Below are 22,620 nucleotides of genomic sequence, written 5' to 3'. Positions count from 1 at the left end.
AAACTTTTTTTTAGATCATTTAATCTTTATAACCTTATATAAAATTTTATTATAAAAAATTAAAGATTTAATCTTAAGGGATTTAATCTTAAGGATAACTCCTTTAATAATAGTTTAATTATTATTTCACGATTTATAGTGAAGGTGTAACAAATGAGTGTCAAGGATTATCATGATATACTTGTTGAAATAGCGGACATTGATATAGAAGTATCGTCCATTGCGGATTCAAGGCGTCTTCTGGCTGAGTTAAATGAGAAAGAAGAGGCATTAATTCAGCTTAAAAAGAGCGTTATTGTGGATATGCGATCCATTGAATCAGATCACCTCAAAAAGAAGAGGATGATCATGGACAAATACCAGCAACAGAATTCGGGAATAATCGGTGTTTTCAGAGGTTCAAACAAATCTCGACGGATAAAAGCGTTGAAACGTCAGGATACAGATAATCAAGGTGAAATTGAATCTTACTCTGAAATTAAATGTATGATAGACGATCTTATGGGTCAGTTAGACAATATAAAGGGCTCTATGAACGATTTTATTAAGGAAAAATTGGGATAACTTTGATAAAACGACAATTTTAAATTAAAATTTAAAAAATTAAACTCCAATTAAACTTCCAAATTTGAAAATTTTGTATATTTTTATGATTTATTATTGAATTTACTTGAAACTTGAACAAAATTAGATAAAACGATGTATATCAAAAAGGATTAGATCAAACAAATTTACTAGTTTATTTGATTTTTAGGGATCATTGAAAGAAAAAAAATTTGATAAATTCTAAATAATGGATTTTAAATAATTATAAGATTTAAAATAGGATTTAAAATAAAAGATAAAGAAAATGGAAGCTGATATTACCTCATAAGTTCCATTGGTAGAAGTATCAGTACTCCAATTAAATCATCTTTTTTTATACTACCGTCTAAAGCTGCAACGAATGTTGCATGGTCCACATTTCTATCCATACTAATGGGTAATGGTGTTTCTTCACCTACAGCTATTGTGTGGCCGTACCTGTTTTCTGCATAGGCGTAAAGGAAGCATATGTGGTTTGCAGGAATCTTGATATTCTTGATCTTAAGGGGTTTAGCATCACCCTCTTTAAAGTCTATCTCTTCCTCAGCTATTATAGCTCTCAGTTTTCCCACAATAGTTCCAATTTTGAAATCAACCTTAGCTGTTTCAAGATCTTCCACTTCCTTCCTTATTTTTCCCAGTCTGGTTACTATCCTGACCATTAATCCATCTCCATGGTTTTTTTGATCATTTTCAACCTTACGAAATTCTCTCTTTCCATCTCTTCGAGCCTCATCTCAATGTATTTGACGGTGTTTTCAATCCTTGGAATGATTATATGTTCAAGGGCGTTAACACGTCTTTTTGTTGATTCTATCTCGTTTGCTAGGAGTATTATTGTTTTTTCTATTTCTCCAAGTTCGATTATGAGTTCAATGGATTCTTCGAATTTTTTGGCTGCTTCATCAAGTTTTACAGAGGTGTCAACGAAACCGTATCCTCTGTCAACCATGGTCCTTGTTTTGGTGGTTTTGGATTCTATTACTGGTACAACAACACCCATTATACTTCGAGAGTCAATGTCAACTTCAACTGATTCTTTAACAGCCATTGAAGCTTTACGGACAGCAAGATCTCCCATTACTATCTGGGCAGTTGCCAGATCCTTGTAGGCCTCCTTAAGTTTTTCTTCAACATTTTCTCTTGAACCTTTAACACGTTCAAGTATGTTGAAAAACTCCATGATTAAAGCATTCCTCTTCTCTTTGAGGAGGCTGTGACCTTTAACTGCAAGTTTTTCCCTATCTTTCAGTTTTAGAAGTTCCATCCTTGTCGGATTGATTCCTTCTATCATCTCTTGAGCCATTCTATCCCTCGTTTCCCTTACTTCTAAAAAAATTAATAAAGATAGATTTAAGGGTTTTATTTGTATGCCGGGTGGTATTTAGGAATGTGTTCAGCACGCACACGTTTGAGTTCAGCTTCAGGTAAAAGGCTTAAAAGTTCCCAACCAAGGGTTAATGTTTCTTCGATGGACCTGTCTTCGTCTTTAGTCTGGGTTATGAACTGTTTCTCAAATGCGTCTGCAAAGTGCAGGAACTTCCTGTCCCTTTCTGTGAGTGCTTCCTCACCCACAACGGCCATTAAATCACGCAGGTCACGTCCCTCAGCATATGCTGAGTAAAGCTGGTCTGAGACACCGCTGTGGTCTTCTCTTGTTTGACCTTCACCAATTCCACCACTCATCAACCTTGAAAGTGATGGTAAAACATCTACCGGTGGGTATATACCTTTCCTGTAAAGGTCCCTGCTTAACACAATCTGTCCCTCTGTGATGTAACCGGTCAGGTCAGGAATTGGGTGGGTTATGTCGTCTTGAGGCATAACAAGTATAGGCATCTGTGTGATTGAACCTTCTTTACCCCTTATCCTTCCTGCACGTTCGTACATTGTTGCAAGGTCAGTGTACATGTAACCAGGGTATCCACGTCTTCCTGGAACCTCGTCCCTTGCTGCTGAAATCTCCCTGAGAGCCTCACAGTAGTTTGTAAGGTCAGTGAGTATAACAAGCACGTGCATGTTCTTTTCAAATGCAAAGTACTCTGCTGTTGTTAGGGCCATTTTAGGTGTGATGATCCTCTCAATTGCAGGGTCGTCTGCAAGATTCATGAAGACTGTAACTCTTTCAAGAGCTCCAGTACGTTCGAAATCCCTCATGAAATAGTTTGCTTCTTCGTGGGTGATACCCATAGCTGCAAATATAACTGCAAACTCGGTCTCTTCACCTATAACCTTTGCCTGCCTTGCAATCTGTGCTGCAAGCTCGTTGTGTGGCAGACCTGAACCTGAAAATATAGGCAATTTCTGTCCACGAACAAGGGTGTTCATTCCATCTATTGTTGATACACCGGTTTCTATGAATTCTGCTGGGAATTCCCTTGCTGAAGGGTTCATTGGGTTACCGTTGATGTCCAGTTCCTTTTCTGGTATTATCTCTGGGCCGCCGTCTATAGGTTTACCTGTACCGTTAAAGATCCTTCCGAGCATGTCGGTGGAAACACCGAGTTTTGCTGTTTCACCTGTGAATCGAACTTTGGTGGTTGATGTGTTCAGATCGCTTGTTCCTTCAAAGATCTGCACAACAGCCAGACCTTCACTAACCTCTAGAACCTGACCTCTTCTCTGTTCACCAGCGGGTGTTTCAATTTCAACGATCTCGTTATAGGCAACACCTTCAACACCTTCAACAATCATGAGAGGACCGGAAACTTCGGAAACTGTTGTGTATTCCTTTGTTTTGATATCTATTTTCATTTTCATACCTCGCTGCATTGTTTGATTACTTTATCCTGAATTTCTTTGATTTTCTCATCAAATTCAGCTTCAGGTATATACTTCATCCTTCCTATATCTGCTTTTACAGGAACGGCTATGATTTCACTTGATGCTGCTCCCCTCTCAAGTGCAGCTGTGGCATGTTCCTGGAACATGATAATGGTTTTGAGCATCTCGTACTGTTTTTTAGGCGGACAGTATGTGTCTATCTCATGGAATGCGTTCTGCTGTAAGAAGTCTTCCCTTATCATCCTTGTTGTTTCAAGGGTGATCCTTTCTTTGTCTGGAAGTGCATCTGGACCAACGAGCTGTACAATTTCCTGTAATTCAGATTCTTTCTGTAGGAGTGCCATTGCTTCGTCTCTGTGATTTCTCCACTCTTCACCCACACCTTGGTTCCACCAGTCTTCTACACTGTCAACGTAGAGTGAGTAACTCTGCAGCCAGTCTATTGATGGGAAGTGACGTTTATCTGCAAGTGATGCATCAAGTGCCCAGAACACTTTAGATATACGTAGTGTATTCTGTGTGACAGGTTCTGAAAGGTCACCACCTGGAGGGGATACTGCACCTACAATTGTTACTGATGACTCTTTATCTTCTGTACCTATGGTAATGATCCTTCCGGATCTCTCGTAGAACTGTGCAAGTCTTGATGCAAGATATGCGGGGTATCCTTCTTCACCAGGCATCTCTTCAAGTCTTCCTGAGATCTCTCTCATAGCTTCAGCCCAACGTGAGGTTGAGTCAGCCATTAAAGCTACATCGTATCCCATATCACGGAAGTATTCTGCTATGGTTATACCAGTGTAAACACAGGCTTCCCTTGCTGCAACAGGCATGTTTGATGTGTTTGCAATGAGTATTGTTCTGTCCATGAGTGGTTTACCACTTTTTGGGTCTTCAAGTTCGGGGAACTCTGTTAGAACTTCTGTCATCTCATTTCCACGTTCTCCACATCCTACGTAGACAATTATGTCTGCGTCAGCCCATTTTGCAAGCTGCTGCTGTGTAACGGTTTTACCTGATCCGAATGGACCTGGCATAGCTGATGTTCCACCTTTAGCAATTGGGAAAAATGTATCCTGTGCCCTTTGACCGGTTACAAGTGGTATATCTGGGTCAAGTTTCTTTTTGTATGGTCTTCCAACTCTTACAGGCCATTTCTGCATCATCTGAACTTTAACTGATCCTGTTGATGTTTCAACTTCTGCGATGTCTTCTTCAACAGTGTAGTCTCCTTCTCCAGCGATACTTTTTATGGCACCTTCCACTTTTGGTGGTATCATAATTTTATGGACAATTGCGGATGTTTCCTGGACTTCTCCTATAACATCTCCGCCTTTAACTTCTTCACCTACTTTTACTGTTGGCTTGAAGCTCCATTTTTTATCTTTAGGTATTGAAGGGACCTGTATACCTCTTTTGATGTAGTCCCCTGTTATCATTTTGATGGTTTCAAGAGGCCTCTGAATTCCGTCAAATATAGATCCTAATATACCTGGACCCAGTTCAACGGATAATGGTCCTCCTGTACTTTCAATATGTTCTCCAGGTTTCATACCTGCTGTTTCTTCGTAAACTTGGATTGTGGCTGTGTCGCCCTTAAGTTCGATGATCTCGCCTATGAGTTTGTCGTCACCGACTTTGACCATCTCATGCATCTGCGTTCCCTTCATGCCGTTTGCAACAATAACGGGACCTGCTATCTTTATTATATTTCCTGTAATCATTTTACCATCTCAACCCCAATTACTCTTTTAATAAGCTCTCTCATAGGGTCAGATTCCCTCTTAATCGAGCCTGTTTTATCTGGTATTTCAATTATCATAGGTAATGTGCTTGCTTTTGTGAACTTATCTATCGTTTCCCTTATTCCGTCTGCGATCTTTTCTGTTATTATTATAATAGAAAAATCTTTTTTTACAAGTTCTTTAAGGGTTTTTTCAGCTTCTTCCATATCTTTGATTGGGTAACCTTCTTTTACCCCTCCAAGTTTGAAGCCTGTTACTGTATCTGAGTCAGCCATTACTGCTACTTGTGAACTCATACTAACATCTCCTTAATCATGGAATTTGAGAATCCCTGTTCTGTTTTCCCGCGAACTATGATCTTCAAATTCCTTACCTCAGTTTCCTTTCGGCTCAAGAACCCGATTATGGGTCCTATTCCAATTGGTTTTTTATGAGATATGCCTTTGGCGATTTTTCTAATGTTTTCGTCCAGTGCAGATTCGAAAGGTGTTATTGACCCGGTGCTGGAATATTCTGGCACTGAAGTTGCAAGTACACTGGAGTAATCAGTGCCTTCAAGGCTGCTTAAGATTCCCTCAACATCTTCAGATTCCATAAGTTCTTTTAATTTCCATTCCCTGAGTTGGTAACCTGATGATATCATGTAAGGCTCCAAATCGTCAAATTTAAGTCCGTCAACTTTAGCCCTTAAGATCATCTTCAAATTAGTTGAATCTACAATGGTCCCTATGTAACTCTGTAACAGAGATTTGTTGTCATCTGCAGGGTTTGCAACAGATTTGACAAGGTTGTTCAGATAATTTTTATCGAGAGCTGCTTCTAAAGGTAAGATCATGTTGGTTTTCTGGTATGCTGGTAAAGCATCTTCCAGTACCTGTGCATACTCTGTGCTTTCCAATGCATTGATAATTTCTGTGATATCTTTTGCATCAATGAACTTATCATGTGATTCTTTTAAAGTTCCGAATGGAACTAAAAGATCCATGGTTTCTTCAGCTGTTAAACCAGCTTCCTTTGCAATTATTACACTCTTTAAATTTCGTATATCCCATTTTGATAAAAGGATTTCAAAGGTGTCCTTTATATCTTTTGGAGCTATCCTTGCAATCAGATCGTATGTTTCTGCAAGTTGACTATCAAGAGCTTTTTCAAGATTGTACTCTTCGATATAGGTAGCATATGCTGGAACACCCCGAAGATAGTTTTTAACTTCCTCTAAATTGTCTGCTTCAACTATCTCTGAGATCTGTTTTTCGTTGAATAACCTGCCTATTCTTGCCCTTATCCTTGCATTAGTGGATGTATATGGATAATACTCCAGAACTGGTCTTATAGTTACAACAACAACTATGGCTCCAATGACTGCCAATACTAGAAATAAAAGCCCTATGAAAGCTTCAGGGGAGGAAAATCCCAGTGTGCTTACTATTGCAGTAATATCTTCCACCATTTAATTTCCCCCTATTATTTGAACAGCACCTTTGCAACCTCTGATCTTAGAGCTTTCTTGAATCTCAGCATCCTAGCATCTATTGTGTTGTTTACTTCGATCTCGCCATTTTTGGTTTTTACAATTGCTCCTCCAATGGCTTTTATGTTTTCTCCAATTTCTATGGTTGTTTTTTGTCCTGTTTTATCAGTAACATCGTTCTCAATGGATTTTATTTCCTTTTTTATATTGGCAACATCCTCTTCTTTAAGAAGTACAACTAATTCCCCACCACCAATCTCAACTGAAGCTTCTTTTACCATATTTTTAAGAGATTTTATATACTCTTCTGTTGAAGTTGATGCTATTTTTTTGAGTTCTTCACGAGCTTTCCTGAAAGATTCTTCGATAATTTCTTCCCTTGCCTCCAATTCCATTCTTTTGGAGTTCATTTTGGCTTCTGAGATTAACTGCTGGTATTTCATGTTGGCCTGTTTTTCGGCGTTTTCCAGGATCTTCTCACTTTCCATTTGGGCTTTATTTTTACCTTCTTCTAAGATTGCAGTGGTTTCCTCTTGGGCCTTCTGGATTGTTGCATCAGCCTTACTTTGAGCATCTGATATTATGTTTGATACTATTTTTTCTGCCCCTGAGCTCATCTACTTATCCTCCAATTTATCTAAGCTTATATGCTTATGCTCCGAGAATTCCACCGAATACGAGAAGCAAGATTGCTATTAAGAAACCGTATATAGCCTGTGTCTCTGGGATAGCAGTGAATACCATACCTTGTGCGAACATACTTTTATCTTCAACAACTGCACCTACGGATGCTGATGAAGCGATACCTTGACCCATACCTGATCCTAAACCTGCAAATCCAACTGCTGCACCTGCACCTATTGCCACAAGTCCTGTGGTTACACTAAGTGTGTGTCCACCCATGAGTCCTGAGAATACTAGAAGTAGGATTGATATTAAGAAACCGTATATAGCCTGTGTCTCTGGGATAGCAGTGAATACCATACCTTGTGCGAACATACTTTTATCTTCAGCTACTGCTCCCACAGCACCTGCTGATGCTATTCCCTGTCCTATACCTGATCCTAATGCAGCGAATCCTACGGCCACTCCCGCTCCTATTGCTGCTAAAGCTGTACCTAATGTTATTTCTACTGCCATTTAATTTACCTCCTAATTTTCGTAAGTTTTCTTTCAGCTTGGAAGGGTTTGAATTTTGAACTTCCACCCTCGTAAAATTGACTGAAAAATTCGACGTAATGTAAACGTAATGAATGTATAAATGCACCTAAACTCTGGAAAGCCAGGTTGAATATGTGTCCTCCAATGAATATTATTGGAGCCAGAATAATGCCTATGTATGGTATCATATTTCCGGATAACTGTGCTAGGATGTTGACTGTCATTGCTATTCCACCTGTTGAAAGACAAAGTGCCAGTAAACGGGAATAAGATAGTATTGTTCCAAGGAAACTCAGTATGTCCATGATTCCCATGACTCCGTTGTAATACATCATTATTCCAATTGCTATTACTGCAACAACTCCTCCAATAATGGCTGAGCCTGTGACTAAATAAAGTACAATAGCTAACTCTAGAATTATCCAATCAATTTGAGAACCAAGTGCTTCTCCGATTTTTCCATTTATTATGTTGTTACGTGCACCCATGATTAATCCGAGGTTGATATGAAGTATACCAATTATTAAAGCCATGTAAAGTATGTTTTCAGGGTGTACGAATGCGTTAAATGCCGGAATAACTGTTGGAAGCATTCCACTTGTGTTTCCCATAACAAATCTTGGCACTAAATCTCCTATGAAACCATTGGTTACCATTCCGAGTATGAATGCCCATACACCACAAGCAATGAATATGAGGCCGAAATTACGCATTGTTTTGTTGCTTCGTCCAAGTCCTCTGTAGAGAAGATATCCGATAATTGCATCAATTATACCATAACCTGCGTCGGTAAGACAGTACCCAAAGAAGAATGGGAACATAATTGCCACGAAAATGGTTGGATCTATCTCCTTATAATTTGGAGGTGAATACATATCCACTAACGTTTCATAAGGCTTTGCAAAGCGCGGATTTTCGAGATGACTAGGAATATCATCTTTTTCTTCATCTGGATCCGATACTTCAACAACTGAATAACCTTCAGTGGATTTGTCAATTATTTCCAGGGCTTTTTTCATCCGTTTTACTGGAACCCAGGCCTCAAACATCATTGTGTGTTCTGTTTCACCAAATGAAGAATATATTTCATTTCTCTCTTTTTCAACTTCCAGCTGTTCTTTAAGAATTAGAAGTTTATCCTTCCATTCATCTGCAATAACTGCAAGTTCGTCAAAATGAGTTTCTTTTTCAGTTTCTATGGCCTGAACTCGAGTTTCAGAATTTTTCATCACTTCTTCAGGTTTACCTGAAATTCCTGAAACATCGAATTTATCAAATTCCAGTCTTCTTAGGAGTCCTGTGAATTCTTCACCGTACTTTGATAAGGTTATGATAATAATAGTTTGTGAGATCTCTTTATTTTTCGATTTTTTAGAATCAATAGGAACTTCAAAAATAAGAACTTCATCAGTAACAGCAGCTGCATTTTCCTTGAACTTTTCAAGGTTAGAAACTGGTATTTTACCTGTTATAATTGATGTATACTTTGATTCATCTAAATTAGCAAGATCAACGTCAAAATATTTTAGTTCATCTGCAACCTTATATGCATCGTCCAATGCACTTTTCTCAGCATCCAACTGATTTAACTGTGCTTCAATGGATTTGGTTTTGGACTCAACATCTGCAATTGTAGATTCTGCTTTCTCAATAAGATCTTCTGTACTAAGAACTTTTATCTCTTTCTTTTCAATTATAGGTGGGTTAATAAAACCTTTTAGGGTATTTTTTATGCCTCCTTTTCCCTTCTCCATGGATTCAAGGAAATCCGCGATTCCCGAGGTTTTCATGAGAAGAGATGATACTTTACCTGTATGGGGGTTTGCTTTTGAGGGTTTAAGTATCTGTTTCCATTCTGCATCATTCTGAATTCTTTCTGAGATGTCGTAGATTTGTACAATTCCATCTTCATGAAGTGAATTCACTGCAGAATCAGCGTACTTGTCCAAGGTTATTACCTTGAGCTTATTCATTTTCGCTGGTTTGAACATTGTATTCACACTATAAAACGCTTTTAACTATTACAGCTACGGCCTCATCGACCATATCTGTAGCTTTTCCCTTCATAACTTCTATTTCTTCATTTGTTTTGTTGGATATTTGATAGGCTTCTTTTTTAGCCTTAGTTTCGGCTTCAAATATAATTGACTCTGATTTTTCATTAGCATCCTTCTTAGCTTCTCCCATAACTTCTTCAGATTTTGAACGAGATTCCTCTATCATTTCTGTTGATTTACGGGTAGCATCTTCTATCAGCTTATCAGCGTCATTTTCAGCCTTTTTAATGGTAGTAATAGCTTCCGATATCGTTGTCATTTAAATCACCATGATATGCCAAACTCTATTTAGAGTTATATTTATCTTTTACTATTTAATTTTCGAGCCCATATTTCTTCTATACCTATTTATTCTATAATCATTCTTTGTTCGCAAGCTTTTTTAAAATGTCAATTTTCCCCTCCTCAACACCATTGTAATGTATTTCATCAACTTCAAAGAGCTTTCTGAATGGGGATTCACTTGTTTTTTCTTCATATACATGGGAAACAATTGCTGGTAATCTTCCAATCATGAAGATACCCGTCCCCAGCTTCCAGTCAAAACCCATGTCTGAAAGTATGCCTGAATTAGCTCCATCTACATTCATTCGGATTCCTTTCATTTCGTATAATCGGTCTTCTATTGCACGGGCAAATTCTGTGTGTATTCCTGAACATCCATACTTTTTTGCGAGTTTAATGAGCTTACGTGCCCGAGGGTCTTCAGTGTGATATCTATGTCCAAAACCAGGTACTTTTTCACCATTTTCAAGGAATTCTTCCACGAGAATTTCTGTAACGGCATTGATATCGTGGTGTGACTTTAAAGGTCCGGTGTGACCTCCAACACCTTTCTGAACCACTTCCTGGAGAACCCTCATGGAACTTTCCAGGGCTCCTGCATGATACTTTCCAAAGGACAAAATTCCTCCTGAAACGCATGAATTCATTGGAGAACCTGTGGATGCCATAAGCCTCGCGACCTGGGTGCTTGGAGGTGTTATACCATGATCACAGAAGGAAACCAGAACTGATTCAAGCATTTTTGATTCATTTTCAGATGGAATATCCCCTTTCAGTAGTAGGTAAACCATTTCAGGAAATGATATATTCCCAATTAGATCTTCCTGCGAATATCCTCTGGTTATGATTTTATTTGGCTCAATTTTGGTTATAGCAGTTCTCCATTTTGGAGCACTAAGTTTAAGCATTTCTTCCACAGTTTTTCTTTCAGTTGCCATATATAATCACTTTAATATCCTTCCATGGTTTTAGAAGGTAAATAAACAGACGATCTTCTGGGTTCCATGCAGCAGCAAGGTCTGACACACACTATTCTAACACCACTGGCCCTTTGAGGACCTACTTTAATAAATGATCCTAATGCTGTTACAGAACCTCCAATACCCAGAGCACCAATCATTGAGCTGTTCAAAGATTCAGTTATGAAATTTTCCGTTTCGGACTGTCTGTTAAGATCCCCATAGGCCATTGCTTTCAGCATGAGGGATGAAGCTTCAAAATGAGTTCTACCAATGCCAATAGCAGGAATACATGGAGTGCATCCAAGCATTGGAACCTCTGATCTCAACCATGTTACAACATCCCCAAATACTTTTCTATGATCCCGTTTATGGAAAACTTTATAAGTGTGGGATCTGATCTCGGGACCTCCACCCAACATGAGCACATGAATCCTGACACCTTCACCTGGTACAGTGTCCATTAAAAATGGGGCAGGCACCAATTTACCAGGGTCATCGTAAAGACCTTTACTCTGTTCTATTCGTTCAATATCATTTCCATGGACAGCCATAGGCCTTGCTGGAAGTGCCCTCAAACCTGCTTCGACACCTGATCTTATCTCCTGGAAAAAGCAGCTTGGAAGCAGAACTTCATTCCCGATCTCGATATAAATATGTGGAATACCTGTGTCATCGCATAGTGGGACCTTTTCACGCTTTGCTATGTCTGCATTTTCAAGTAAAAGTTCGAAAACCCACTTGGTATTTTCATTGGTTTCATCGTTAAGTGCTTGTCTGTAAGCATCGAGCTGGTCTTCACGGAAGGTGGTGCTGGCTTCGATAACTGCATTTTTAACGAGATGAGCTATTTCCATTAAAATACGTCCCGGGATAAATTGAATAAGTTTGTATTAAATTAATAATTCCTCATCTAAATTTTGATTATACCCTTAAGATACCTTTAAGTTTCAATTATAAAAATCTTACTTTTACACTTAATCTCTTTTCTAAGTTTTAAATTGAAAATAAAATAATATATGGGAAATAATTATCACTTGAAATTTTATCATTCTGGAATTGCCATATCTTTTGCACCAACATTTGAAATCTTTGCATCAGGATAGTAACGATCTATCATACTTTGAACCAGGAAAACCTGTCGCACACGTTCTGCAGCCTGGGCCTCAGTTGTATCCCATCCATGATGGGCTGCCACGGCTCCTCCTGTTTTAAGGTAAACTGGTGCAACTGCCTTTATGATTTCGGGGGCTTCGTAGTGTCTTATAAAACCACCTGAAGACTTCGGATTTTCCATGTGAAGGTCTATGGAAATATTTATGGCCCGGCGGATGGCTGACATCATTGGTATCTGAAGGTCACGCACAGGGTTAAAAGAATCAGCCCCAATCTCTTCTAAAAGCTTTGCGGATGCAGGGTTACCGTGTCCACAGTGGGCAGAAACCTTGAAATGCACATTTTCAGGCAGTTCTCCAGCACTGCGCATTTTACCAAGCACCCACAATAAACCTTCATCATAGATGACTATACCTTTGACTCCTAAATTTACGGCCCTCTTGACATCTTCTATGGCATATACAAGATTTTTATACCCTCTTAATCTGTATCCGATCCTTGCACCTTCTTTTGTATTTGCAGATGCGCTTGTATCATAGGTTGCACGGGGTCCAACACTTAAAAAAAGCTCTATTTTGGAAGATTTTGCCATGTTAATCATAGCTTCGATTTCAGAGTCTGTGAGAAGCATTATTCCCTTGGTTTGGGTGACCCTGTGGACTTTAACGTCGTACTTATCGGCCGTATCAATAAGGGCGGCCATCGCAGCAGGTTTTTGAATGCCTGGAACCTCAAATCTGTACTGAGCACCGTCAGGGAACCTTTTTTCTGATTCTTTTAGGTTGTCATTGCATTTGTTTATCCCAATTCCATCAAGAAAATCCTCTGTTTGCATAAAATCACCTTTTAATCATTTATTTAATCATCTATCTATTTTAAACTGTTAAATGTTTGTAGTATCCATTTTTGTATCCTTGTTGATGTTTAAATTCATTGAAGAGGTATTTATTTTGTTATTGAAAGTTTAGTGATTCAATTATTTGAGATTAAATTATTTTGAGACTATAATATGGGGTTATTGGTAAATGTATATTTGGTTGTTCAGTTATTTAGACATTAAATGCTCTTTATTTCAGGTTTATTCAAATTTTTGGAAGTATTTATTAATTTAAATTCTTCATTTAAGATATCCATAAGGTCGCCCATTCTATACAACTCAATATCATCAATAACTTTTAGAACATCCAGATCAACTTCAGGATTCAAATCATGGAATTTTTCAATAATAACATCTTTTTTAAATGGATTTTCAGGTTCTCCTTGAGGTAGATCAACATGTTTGTTGTATGTTTTACTGTAATCTCCATTCGTTTTATTGGTTATTGTTACTCTAACTTCGGAAGGCCTCATGAGGGGATATAATTCATCAAAATTTGCATCATGTTCTATAACTATTTTATTTGAAATTTTTTTTATATCTTCAGTTATTTCAAGGTTATTTAAGTTCAAATTGCCCTTAGAAATTGCAATTGCAAGACTCACGGGCAGGCTCTGCCTTAAAGCTTCGATAGTTTCAGGATGGTAGTTGTCATGTCCTGCTGTGATTTTATAGGTTTTAACGGTTATTTTATGAATTTGTTCACTTGTTATGCCATTCACGTCTCTCAAACCATCTGAATTATCCAAATTCACTTGATTTAAAATATCAAGCGTTGCGTCTATTGTAGAGTGTAAATGCCTGCAAACTGGGTATTTTTTAAAATAAACGTCTGAAATATGATATTTGTCCAGATCGATCTGTCTGCTTCCATTTTTATTTTTACCATTATTAGTATCGTTTGATTTATCATCTGTCTTAACAGCGTCTGTTCCATCATCAATTTTAATATTATCTGTTTTGTTATCGTCCATTTCAATATTAGGATACACCATTGCATTTAAAAATCCTTCTTTCCCATCTATTATGGATTTAGCTCCAGTAAAGCCATTTCTTGCAAGTAAAGCAGATAATACTCCTGATTGGGCAGCTTTACCTGCGTGAAGATGTTTTCCCATACTGCCTGCGTGGTCCGATTCCAGTAATCCTGCTGCCTGGGTTCCTGCAAGTCCTAAAGTGTTTAAAATTTCATTATATTTTAGATTCATGGATTTACAGGCAGCAGCTGCGGCTCCAAATGCTCCGCAGGTTCCTGTACTGTGAAAACCAAGTGTGCGATGATTGGGATTTACAAGCATTCCCAGGGCAATCGCAGTTTCATATCCAACTACAACTGAACTTATAAAATCTTTTCCGCTTTTGTTTCGGGATTCGCAGAGGGAAAGTGCGGCTGGTATGACGCAACATCCAGGATGTAGCTGTGCAAGCCTGTGGCCATCGTCCAGATCAAGTGAATGAGCAAAAATACCGTTTGCAAGACTTGCATCAAGTGGACTGGCCTTTTGGTGCCCCAGAACTGTTGATTCGTCAGCATCTTTCAAACCATCTTCCAATATATTTGTTACAATAACCCCACTTTTACTCTGGGATCCCCTCAATGCAACCCCTAAAAAGTCCAGAAAGCAGAGTTTTGCCTTTTCCACTGCGTTTTTTGGGATTTTATCATATTCTGTTTGAATTATGAAGTCTGCTAGTTTTTCAGTTATCATTGATGATAAGCTGTCTGCATTGAACATAACTTTTTGGATCAATTATTTATTCATACATTACATCTCATATCTTCATCAATATTCGATTTAATCCTCTTGATTCACATATCTTAATAATATGTGAAATTTAGAAAAAATTACAAGGAAAAAAATCTTGAATTAATCATAATAAATTTAAAAATACGTTTTAAGCTTAAATTAAATAATGAACTACAAAGACACGTTTTAGGCGTTAAATTGTTAAAAAAAGCTTTAAACTTAAAAAAATTAAATGGAAGAAAAAATAGGGTATACTCAAGCATAGATCAAATAACGATATCAAAACTTGTTTTAACTCATGATTCAACTGTTTTTAAGCATTCTAACAAGTGGTTTACTTAAATGTCTTCTTGCAGACGGTGGAACTTCATAGAAACCTTTTTCAATGTTTCTTTGAATCTCAACCATATCTTTTGAGCCGTCACGTAGTTTTTTACCGCATTTAGGACACTTATAACCCTTATCGCTTCCAGCGGACTTCATACGTTTTCCACATTCGCACATTGGGTTTAAAGTTTTGTAAACATGTGCAAGCTCTAAAATCTTGAGTTTTTCGACGTTCAACGTTCCTTTCTCTCCAATTCCACCGTAAACTATGAGCTTGTCGCCGGGTGCAAATTCTCTTACAATATCCCTGAATTCTTTGGTAGGCTCGTAAGCTGCGCATTCTATCTCACCTGAATCATCCTGTAGAGTGAATATGATGTGGCCACCTTCGATTGAATGAGGTTTGTCTTTAACAGTTCCCTCAACGATGTAACATTTTAGTTTCTCCATATCAACAATTTTATCTGTCCTTTGAAGGTGCATATCTGTGTGCTGGTTGGTCTTGAATACACAGAACCTTTCTACAGGCTCTCCAACTTTAACAATGTTATGAGCTTTCCTTACAGCTTCTGGACTTTCTCCTCTTATTCCGTAGAGCACCGGACAGGGTGTGTGTGGTTCTATTGCAATGTAACCATCGTCAACGTTGTCAAAGGTTTCAGGATAGGTTTTCTGGTTCATCTCACGGACAGATTCATGATCTATCCTCCGTTCCGTTCCGTAGTTTTCAGGCACCCTGTAGGCCAGAAGTTCGTAGGTATGGTCCTCAAGCTGGCAGCCTATGGCAGATAAAGCCCCTATTATACCCCTTCCCTTTTTGAATTTGAAAGTTTCCGCTCCTATTTTATCTGCAAGCTTTTCTGCATCCTCAATTGTGACGACGTTCCTTATGGTTTTAGTTGAAAATTCCTTGAGTTCATCTTTGATCCTTTCATCGGTGATGTTTCCCTCGTGGAAAACTACACCGGGGTTGGTTCTATCATCCTGAAGTTCTGATAGTTCTTCAACCCTGTCTAAAATGATTTGTTTAGCTTTTTTTGTTTCTTTTTCTGATTTTAAAATTAATTTGAAGGATAAAGCACCGTTTCCTCGTGTTTTGAACTTTGCAAATGGGTTAAGACGTATAAGGCGTGGATATCCCTTGATTTCAAAACCGCAATCTTTAAGTTCATCAATTATAACACAAGTTATATAAGTTGTGCACATTCCTTCACTTGAATCTGTGTCATCGATACCAACATATAATATATTACACATAACGTTCACCAGGTGATCCCATACTATGCAGAAATTTAATATTCCCGCTCAAAGAGATCATATTTTAATTGAAATAAACGAGCTTCTATCAAGTCATGGTTTTGAAACTTCTAATATATATGATAGAAGCTGTTTTGATATGGTCGCCAGAAAAGACTTTTTACTTCTCTTAATGAAGGTTCTAATTAATGTTGACGGGTTTACAGGGGAACAGGCTGAGGAAATAAAGAAAGTTGCAAACACTTTCCTGGCATCGCCAATTATAGTAGGTCTCAAATCAAAAAATGAATTTTTAGAAGAAGATGTAGTCTATGAAAGGCATGGAATACCTGTAATAGCCCTTGAAACCCTTCGAAGTATGCTTATTGAGGAGATTTACCCTGAAATATTTGCAGATCGTGGAGGATACTTCGTTCAGATAGACGGTAACATCATAAAAGAGATCAGGGAAGAGCAGAACCTTTCACGAAAAGATCTAGCGGACCTTGCACATGTATCAAGGGAAACAATATATAAGTATGAGAATGGAATGGTTAGAGCTTTTCCAGAAACTGCAATGATGCTTGAAAGCATTTTGAACATGAAAATAACTCTTTCCATTAACCTTTTCAGGGTTCCTGAGCCAGAAAAGAGTAACATCTCTGATAAAACTAAAAAGGAGCCAAAAGAACTTTTTGATCTGGGTTTCGGTGTGATTAAAACGAACAGAACTCCATTTGATGCACTTGCAAAGCCTGAAGCTGAAACGGTTCGTAAAATTCGTAAAAACGATGGACCCCTCATAACTAACATGGAAAAAAACCGTAACCAGCAGATTTTAAAGAAGATGGCTGTGAATGTGAAGGACCTTTCAGGAGTGACAGGTACGGAAGCTGTCTTTATATTAGATACCAAGAATGATATGAACTGTATTGAGGGAATCCCTGTTGTCCACAACTGGGAGATGGGGGAAATGAAAAACTCAAAAGAGTTTTTAAAACTTGTAAAAGAGCGTAAAGAATGCAGTTAATCCGTTAGTTAATCAATTTTATTCATTTAAAACAAACTTTTTTAATTTTAACTTATTATTTTTAATAATTTTAAATAATTTCTTAAAATAAGTTTATTACACTCTTTTCTTTAGATTCTTTTTTAACTAATTTTTTTAAAATAAACTTCTTAATAAGTTTTAATTCTTAATTTTAATTTATTTTAAGGAAAGTTATTCTGTCTGTTTTTTTAGTTGTTCATGTTCTTTCAATTCTTTTTAAACAAAAAAAATTTTTAAACAAAAAAAAATAAGCTTTACTACAAAAATAAAATTTGAAAGGAAATTAAAAGAATAAAAAATTTGTTTAACAAACTAGTTTTTGAACAAATTTAATATTGCATCGTTTCAATCATTTAGAAGCCAGAATACTAAAGGTTTCTTCAGCTTCCTCCTCAGAAGCAATTCCCACGGCCACAATATCCACATAATCAAGGGTTTTAAGATAATCAAATGCTTCGTTAGGAGTTAATATTCCTGCTGCAAGTGTTTTACTGGCAATCACGGTTTTATCCAGTTTTTTGATCATATCACGAATTTGGGCGCGGTTTTCGGTTCTAAAACCATCGCAATCCATTAAATATCCTAATTTATTTACAGGAATCAAGTAAATGTCAAAAAGATCAGTTACGGATGATTCTAATAGTGCTGCAGTTGTTCTGAAAGGCATGTGGGTTGCAAGACCTGCAGATATATTTTGATCCTTTATGAGCTGAAGCTTATCTTCTAAAAAATTCCAGTCAGTTTTGTCAGTTACGACACCATGAAGGAGAATTGCACGGGCTTCAAGCTCTGACAAAACTTTGATATCTTCAAGTTCGTTATCTGGTCTCACAGTTCCAATTATCTCCATTTCGCATCCTTCATCTGCAGCCCATTTAAAGGCTTCGACTATGTATGGGTATGGAACGAGTTGAATTCCTCTGATTCCGAGTTCGTATGATTTTTCGATTAGTTGCAGTATTTTCTCCGGTTTGTCGTAAAAATCAAGCTGGTAAAGCATTGATCTGTGCCCAAACTGGGCAGCCTTAATGCCCATAAATGGGGAGGTTCCGAGGAGAGTTCTCGGCACTTCATGTCCGTTGAGTTCTATAGTCCCTTTAAACATTTGAATTTCATCCTTGCTGTTATCACATTTGAATTATCTATTTTTAAGATAAATTATCTCATTACCCAATAGATTAAATTTTATTTGGATTAAATTCTATTGAAATTTTCATATTGAATTTTTGAATTTAATTATTCTTCAACTTTTTGGGCAACTACTGCCGTACCATAGGCTAAAATTTCCTGCATTACATTTGACATCTCGTTTGAATCAAAACGTGCGCTTATTATTGCATTTGCACCCATTTCCATGGCGTGTTCTATTACCCTTTCAAGAGCTTCGTTTCTGGAGTGCTCCATCATCTGTACGTACTCTTTTATTTCACCACCGAACATGGAACGTATTCCTGCGCCCACCTGTCCACCTACACCTCTACTTCGTACCGTAAGTCCGTATACGAAACCTTTTGTTTCTAAAATTTCGTATCCCGGAACATGATTTGAGCTCACAATTATGAATTCATCTACAGAGACCAAAAGTAACACCTCCACCTTTTCTCTAATCTTAAAAGTTTTTTAAAGTTATAAATCCTTCTGTCCTTAACTGGTATATATCCGTTTCATAAATGAATATAATATATAATAATATACAAAAATATGGCAATATTTATTATAAATATAAGAATTAACAAAATTTAAAATGTTTTTAATCTAATATAACTATGGTGAAGAATTGGAGCTGAGAAGATGGATAATATGAAAGTACTTATCGCTGATCAAATAAATGAAAAAGGAATAGATGAGCTTAAAGATGTTGCAGAAGTTGTTAATAACACTTCAATCACAAAAGAAGAGCTTGTAACTGTTATAAAAGATTTTGACGCCATTATTGTAAGAAGCAGGACCAAAGTGACCCGTGAAGTTATAGAAGCTGCAGAGAAACTCAAGATCATAGCCCGTGCAGGAGTGGGTGTTGACAACGTGGATGTTGAGGCTGCAACAGAGCACGGTATAATGGTTGTAAATGCACCAGAATCAACTTCAATAACAGTTGCAGAGCATACCATGGGAATTATACTCTCCCTTGCAAGGAAGATCTCAATTGCAGACAAATCTGTTAAGGAAAGTAAATGGGAGAAGAAAAAATTCATGGGACTAGAGCTCAACGGCAAAACTTTAGGCGTTATTGGAATGGGAAGAATAGGAAGTCAGGTTGTAACCCGTTCAAAGGCTTTTGGTATGGATGCATTAGTTTATGACCCCTACATAACAGAAGAAGCTGCAGCAGAGCTTGGAGTGACAGTTGTTGACCTTGAAACTCTCCTTAAAAACTCTGACGTCATGACAGTACACGTTCCTTTAACCCCTGAGACTAAACACCTCATAGCAAAACCACAGTTTGACATCATGAAAGAAAATGCATTTATTGTGAACTGTGCAAGGGGAGGAATAATCAAAGAGGAAGATCTCTACGAAGCACTTTCAACAGGTAAAATAGGAGGTGCAGGTCTTGACGTTTATGAGGAAGAACCACCAAAGAACAATCCACTATTTGGACTTGACAATGTGGTTTTAACCCCCCACATAGCAGCATCAACAGCAGAAGCCCAGAGAGATGCAGCCATAATAGTTGCAAATGAGATAAAAAAAGTTTTCAAAGGAGAATCTCCTAAAAACGTCTTGAACATGCCTGTTCTTGACCCTGAAACATTTCAACTCATAAAACCATACTTCAAACTCACAGAAAAACTTGGAAAATTCCTGATGCAGACAGCCAAAGGTAACATAAAGGAGATTAACATAACTTACTGCGGAGAACTTTCAGAGTTCAAAAAACAGGATATTTTAACCAGGATGGTACTGCAGGAAATTTTAAATCCAATACTCACAGAACCTGTGAACCTTGTCAATGCAAACAGTGTTGCTAAAATTAGAGGTATAGTAGTAACCGAGGGTAAAAGATGCGATGCAAAAGGATATAAAAGTCTAATAAAGGTTGAAATGAAGTCTGAAAGTAAAGACATTAGTCTTGAGGGAATCGCCGCCAAAGAACCTGAAATAATCATGATAGATGGCTACAAAGTTGATGTTGAAACAGAAGGAACCATGTTAATTGTTAGATACAAGGACATACCTGGGATAATCGGTGCAATAGGTACAAGATTAGGTGAACAAGGTATAAACATAGCCAAAATGCAAGTTGGAAGAAAAGAACTTGGTGGAGAAGCAGTTATGGTTCTTAAAGTGGACCAGAAAGTTAAGGGAACTGAAATAGAAAAACTTTTAAAACTTGAAGATGTTTACGACGCTGTGGCTGTGAACTTATAGGTTTTTAAACCTTTTCCACTTTTTAATTTTTTAAGTTTATTATAATGGATATTTCATTTATAATAAATAATTAAAGAGCTATTTTATTATATCCATTTTCATTAATTCATTTAAAATCAGTTAAAAAATTAATTCGGTTAAAAAAAAAGATTTTATTTTTAATTGTTTTTAAAAGAATCTTATTATTTTCATTTTTAACAGAAGAACCAGAATGATTTAAACAGTTTTAAACAATTGTATAATCCATTGGTTCCCCAAAGGAGTCGTAGGCTCGGATACTATTTAGATCGTAGGGTTGTGCGATTATAATATGGAAAAGTCCCCTCTTTGCAAAAAACTGCAGGTCTGCAGTTGAGGGCATTGCACTGTATCCGGGGTGGCTGTGGACAGAACCCATATCATCGGATAGCATAGGCATCATAAATATTTCCATAACAGCACCATCTTCAGAAGCTGCTCCTGGAAGAAATATTAAACCTTCTATCTTTAAGATATTATCCTCAATTTTTCCCTGGAGTATTGCACTGAATTCCAGGGGATATGATTTCTCTGCAATTTGTATTATTTCTTCTACAACTTCCCTGTCTATCTGGACTTCTGAAACTTCTTTTTTCCTGTTTCCCAGGATAGTCCCAAAGAATTTATCAATTTTTTTCATTTTGTATCAGTTTAATTTTTGATATTTCTACTAAATAAATAGAGGTACAAGTGGGCTTAAAAAAATCAAAGGTGTTAGATAGATTTATAAAAGGATTTTACATTTAAAGTGTAGCATTATCTTATATGGGGGTTTAAAATATTTCAAACTTAATGATTCCAATTTAAAGATGATTTCATTTTAATTGATTTCAGGATTAGACTACAAAATGTTATTATCCCTGAAAAAGTCTTCATCAAAGATTGGAACATTCCAGTCAACAAAAAGCCTCAAACGCTCAGATAAAACTTTTTTATTGGATATTGGGTTGAATCCTTCAACTTGGACCTTTTTTCTGTAGAGTCCAACACCACGCCTCTGCCATGCTGGTACCTCTGCTATGTTGGTGCCTTTATCAAATATTATGTCATGTAACTGGCTACTTTTCTTTTTATCCAATATATCAACTGCTTCTTTTTTATCATGCTCTTTTCTGAGTGTCCAATAAGCGTATCCGTTCAGGCAGTTTCTCCAGGCTTCATCCTGGCGATTCTTGAAGTATTCCACAACACCATCTTCAGAGAGAGGGATCACCCTGGAATCAAAGGAAACAGGTTTCATATTTATCCTTTTAGTAACTCCATCTGTCTCCTTAATGGATTTAAGATTCTTAAAAAATGAACTTGAAATAAAACTTGGAAAAACAGAGTTCAACTTCTCAATTCTACCTGCAAATGGTATTTCCGAGAGCAATATATTGATCTCATCTGAGAACGTGTATACAAAGGAAGGGCTGAATTCTCTTGAAAATTCTAAGCAGGAATCAACCATTGTTTTAATGAAATTAATGTCATAGGGTTTTTTGAACTCCAGATCACTGGATAACCTTGAAAATTTCCTTCCATCAATCCTTAAAACGATCTTTGACCCGCAGGGAACCTTTAAAGTGGAAAATATTTCGCATTGCTTCATTACAACCCTTCTTATAATTGTGTATAATCAGTTTTGGAATATCTTATTACATATCTTATTACAGTTCATGTTAGATTTTAACTTTTAAAACTTTTAATTAATAAAACTTTGAATATCAAAAACCATATCAAAGATATAATGATTTTGTTCTAATTTAACTTTGTAATAAGTATCTGGTAGTGAGGGTTCCATAAAATGAAAAAATGTAGAAAAAAACTCTGTGAGTTATTTAACTGA

Annotated in this window: 22 protein-coding genes; 3 read left to right on the top strand and 19 right to left on the bottom strand. The window is 37.1% G+C overall.

What is annotated here, in order from left to right:
- Positions 1 to 153 precede the first annotated feature (153 nt).
- Positions 154 to 564, top strand: a complete 411-nt coding sequence (locus MSWAN_RS09770; protein WP_013826484.1) for a hypothetical protein — start codon at positions 154 to 156, stop codon at positions 562 to 564.
- 299 nt (positions 565 to 863) lie between these two features.
- Here MSWAN_RS09770 and MSWAN_RS09765 read toward each other — a convergent pair whose 3' ends face one another.
- From MSWAN_RS09765 to MSWAN_RS09695, 15 genes are all read right to left on the bottom strand, one after another.
- Complete coding sequence (locus MSWAN_RS09765; RefSeq protein ID WP_013826483.1) at positions 864 to 1,247, bottom strand: DUF22 domain-containing protein; 384 nt, start codon at positions 1,245 to 1,247, stop codon at positions 864 to 866.
- Positions 1,247 to 1,891, bottom strand: a complete 645-nt coding sequence (locus tag MSWAN_RS09760; protein WP_013826482.1) for a V-type ATP synthase subunit D — start codon at positions 1,889 to 1,891, stop codon at positions 1,247 to 1,249. Before MSWAN_RS09760 ends, MSWAN_RS09765 begins: the two co-directional genes overlap by 1 nt.
- A 56-nt stretch (positions 1,892 to 1,947) precedes the next feature.
- Positions 1,948 to 3,339, bottom strand: coding sequence for an ATP synthase subunit B (locus MSWAN_RS09755; protein ID WP_013826481.1), 1,392 nt, complete (start codon positions 3,337 to 3,339; stop codon positions 1,948 to 1,950).
- 2 nt (positions 3,340 to 3,341) lie between these two features.
- Positions 3,342 to 5,093 (bottom strand): ATP synthase subunit A, encoded by a 1,752-nt coding sequence (locus MSWAN_RS09750; protein ID WP_013826480.1) that lies wholly within the window; start codon positions 5,091 to 5,093, stop codon positions 3,342 to 3,344.
- Positions 5,090 to 5,410, bottom strand: a complete 321-nt coding sequence (locus MSWAN_RS09745) for a V-type ATP synthase subunit F (RefSeq protein ID WP_013826479.1) — start codon at positions 5,408 to 5,410, stop codon at positions 5,090 to 5,092. Before MSWAN_RS09745 ends, MSWAN_RS09750 begins: the two co-directional genes overlap by 4 nt.
- Positions 5,407 to 6,564 carry a V-type ATP synthase subunit C gene (locus MSWAN_RS09740; RefSeq protein ID WP_013826478.1) on the bottom strand — a complete coding sequence of 386 codons (1,158 nt, stop codon included), beginning with the start codon at positions 6,562 to 6,564 and terminating at the stop codon, positions 5,407 to 5,409. The genes MSWAN_RS09745 and MSWAN_RS09740 overlap by 4 nt, the downstream gene beginning before the upstream one ends.
- 14 nt (positions 6,565 to 6,578) lie before the next feature.
- Positions 6,579 to 7,202 carry a V-type proton ATPase subunit E gene (locus MSWAN_RS09735; RefSeq protein ID WP_013826477.1) on the bottom strand — a complete coding sequence of 208 codons (624 nt, stop codon included), beginning with the start codon at positions 7,200 to 7,202 and terminating at the stop codon, positions 6,579 to 6,581.
- A gap of 34 nt (positions 7,203 to 7,236) precedes the next feature.
- Complete coding sequence (locus MSWAN_RS09730) at positions 7,237 to 7,725, bottom strand: ATP synthase subunit K (RefSeq protein WP_013826476.1); 489 nt, start codon at positions 7,723 to 7,725, stop codon at positions 7,237 to 7,239.
- A gap of 5 nt (positions 7,726 to 7,730) precedes the next feature.
- Positions 7,731 to 9,737, bottom strand: a complete 2,007-nt coding sequence (locus tag MSWAN_RS09725) for a V-type ATP synthase subunit I (protein ID WP_013826475.1) — start codon at positions 9,735 to 9,737, stop codon at positions 7,731 to 7,733.
- Between the two features lie 10 nt (positions 9,738 to 9,747).
- Positions 9,748 to 10,062, bottom strand: a complete 315-nt coding sequence (gene ahaH / locus MSWAN_RS09720) for an ATP synthase archaeal subunit H (protein WP_013826474.1) — start codon at positions 10,060 to 10,062, stop codon at positions 9,748 to 9,750.
- 100 nt (positions 10,063 to 10,162) lie between these two features.
- A complete protein-coding gene (locus MSWAN_RS09715; protein ID WP_013826473.1) occupies positions 10,163 to 11,026 on the bottom strand; it encodes a citryl-CoA lyase in 864 nt (287 codons plus the stop codon).
- Between the two features lie 11 nt (positions 11,027 to 11,037).
- Positions 11,038 to 11,904, bottom strand: a complete 867-nt coding sequence (locus tag MSWAN_RS09710) for a fumarate hydratase (RefSeq protein ID WP_013826472.1) — start codon at positions 11,902 to 11,904, stop codon at positions 11,038 to 11,040.
- A 191-nt stretch (positions 11,905 to 12,095) separates the two neighbouring features.
- Entirely contained in the window at positions 12,096 to 12,998 is a 903-nt protein-coding gene (locus MSWAN_RS09705) for a hypothetical protein (RefSeq protein ID WP_013826471.1), read from the bottom strand.
- Between the two features lie 221 nt (positions 12,999 to 13,219).
- Positions 13,220 to 14,791, bottom strand: coding sequence for an MmgE/PrpD family protein (locus MSWAN_RS09700; protein WP_227716957.1), 1,572 nt, complete (start codon positions 14,789 to 14,791; stop codon positions 13,220 to 13,222).
- A 300-nt stretch (positions 14,792 to 15,091) separates the two neighbouring features.
- A complete protein-coding gene (locus MSWAN_RS09695) occupies positions 15,092 to 16,372 on the bottom strand; it encodes a tRNA(Ile)(2)-agmatinylcytidine synthase (protein WP_013826469.1) in 1,281 nt (426 codons plus the stop codon).
- Between the two features lie 25 nt (positions 16,373 to 16,397).
- Here MSWAN_RS09695 and MSWAN_RS09690 point away from each other — a divergent pair, with 25 nt between their 5' ends.
- Complete coding sequence (locus MSWAN_RS09690; RefSeq protein WP_013826468.1) at positions 16,398 to 17,381, top strand: transcriptional regulator; 984 nt, start codon at positions 16,398 to 16,400, stop codon at positions 17,379 to 17,381.
- A 370-nt stretch (positions 17,382 to 17,751) separates the two neighbouring features.
- Here MSWAN_RS09690 and MSWAN_RS09685 read toward each other — a convergent pair whose 3' ends face one another.
- Entirely contained in the window at positions 17,752 to 18,507 is a 756-nt protein-coding gene (locus MSWAN_RS09685; protein ID WP_013826467.1) for an aldo-keto reductase family protein, read from the bottom strand.
- Between the two features lie 131 nt (positions 18,508 to 18,638).
- Positions 18,639 to 18,983 carry a heavy metal-binding domain-containing protein gene (locus MSWAN_RS09680; RefSeq protein ID WP_013826466.1) on the bottom strand — a complete coding sequence of 115 codons (345 nt, stop codon included), beginning with the start codon at positions 18,981 to 18,983 and terminating at the stop codon, positions 18,639 to 18,641.
- A 219-nt stretch (positions 18,984 to 19,202) separates the two neighbouring features.
- Here MSWAN_RS09680 and serA point away from each other — a divergent pair, with 219 nt between their 5' ends.
- Positions 19,203 to 20,774 (top strand): phosphoglycerate dehydrogenase, encoded by a 1,572-nt coding sequence (gene serA, locus MSWAN_RS09675; RefSeq protein ID WP_048188443.1) that lies wholly within the window; start codon positions 19,203 to 19,205, stop codon positions 20,772 to 20,774.
- 226 nt (positions 20,775 to 21,000) lie between these two features.
- Here serA and MSWAN_RS09670 read toward each other — a convergent pair whose 3' ends face one another.
- Entirely contained in the window at positions 21,001 to 21,432 is a 432-nt protein-coding gene (locus MSWAN_RS09670; RefSeq protein WP_013826464.1) for a Mov34/MPN/PAD-1 family protein, read from the bottom strand.
- A 201-nt stretch (positions 21,433 to 21,633) separates the two neighbouring features.
- A complete protein-coding gene (locus MSWAN_RS09665; protein ID WP_013826463.1) occupies positions 21,634 to 22,383 on the bottom strand; it encodes a tRNA(His) guanylyltransferase Thg1 family protein in 750 nt (249 codons plus the stop codon).
- Positions 22,384 to 22,620 lie beyond the last annotated feature (237 nt).

This window comes from Methanobacterium paludis (assembly GCF_000214725.1).
GTDB lineage: Archaea > Methanobacteriota > Methanobacteria > Methanobacteriales > Methanobacteriaceae > Methanobacterium_C > Methanobacterium_C paludis.
The sequence above is the reverse complement of the archived record's forward strand: the minus strand, read 5'-3'. Positions and strand labels throughout refer to the sequence as shown.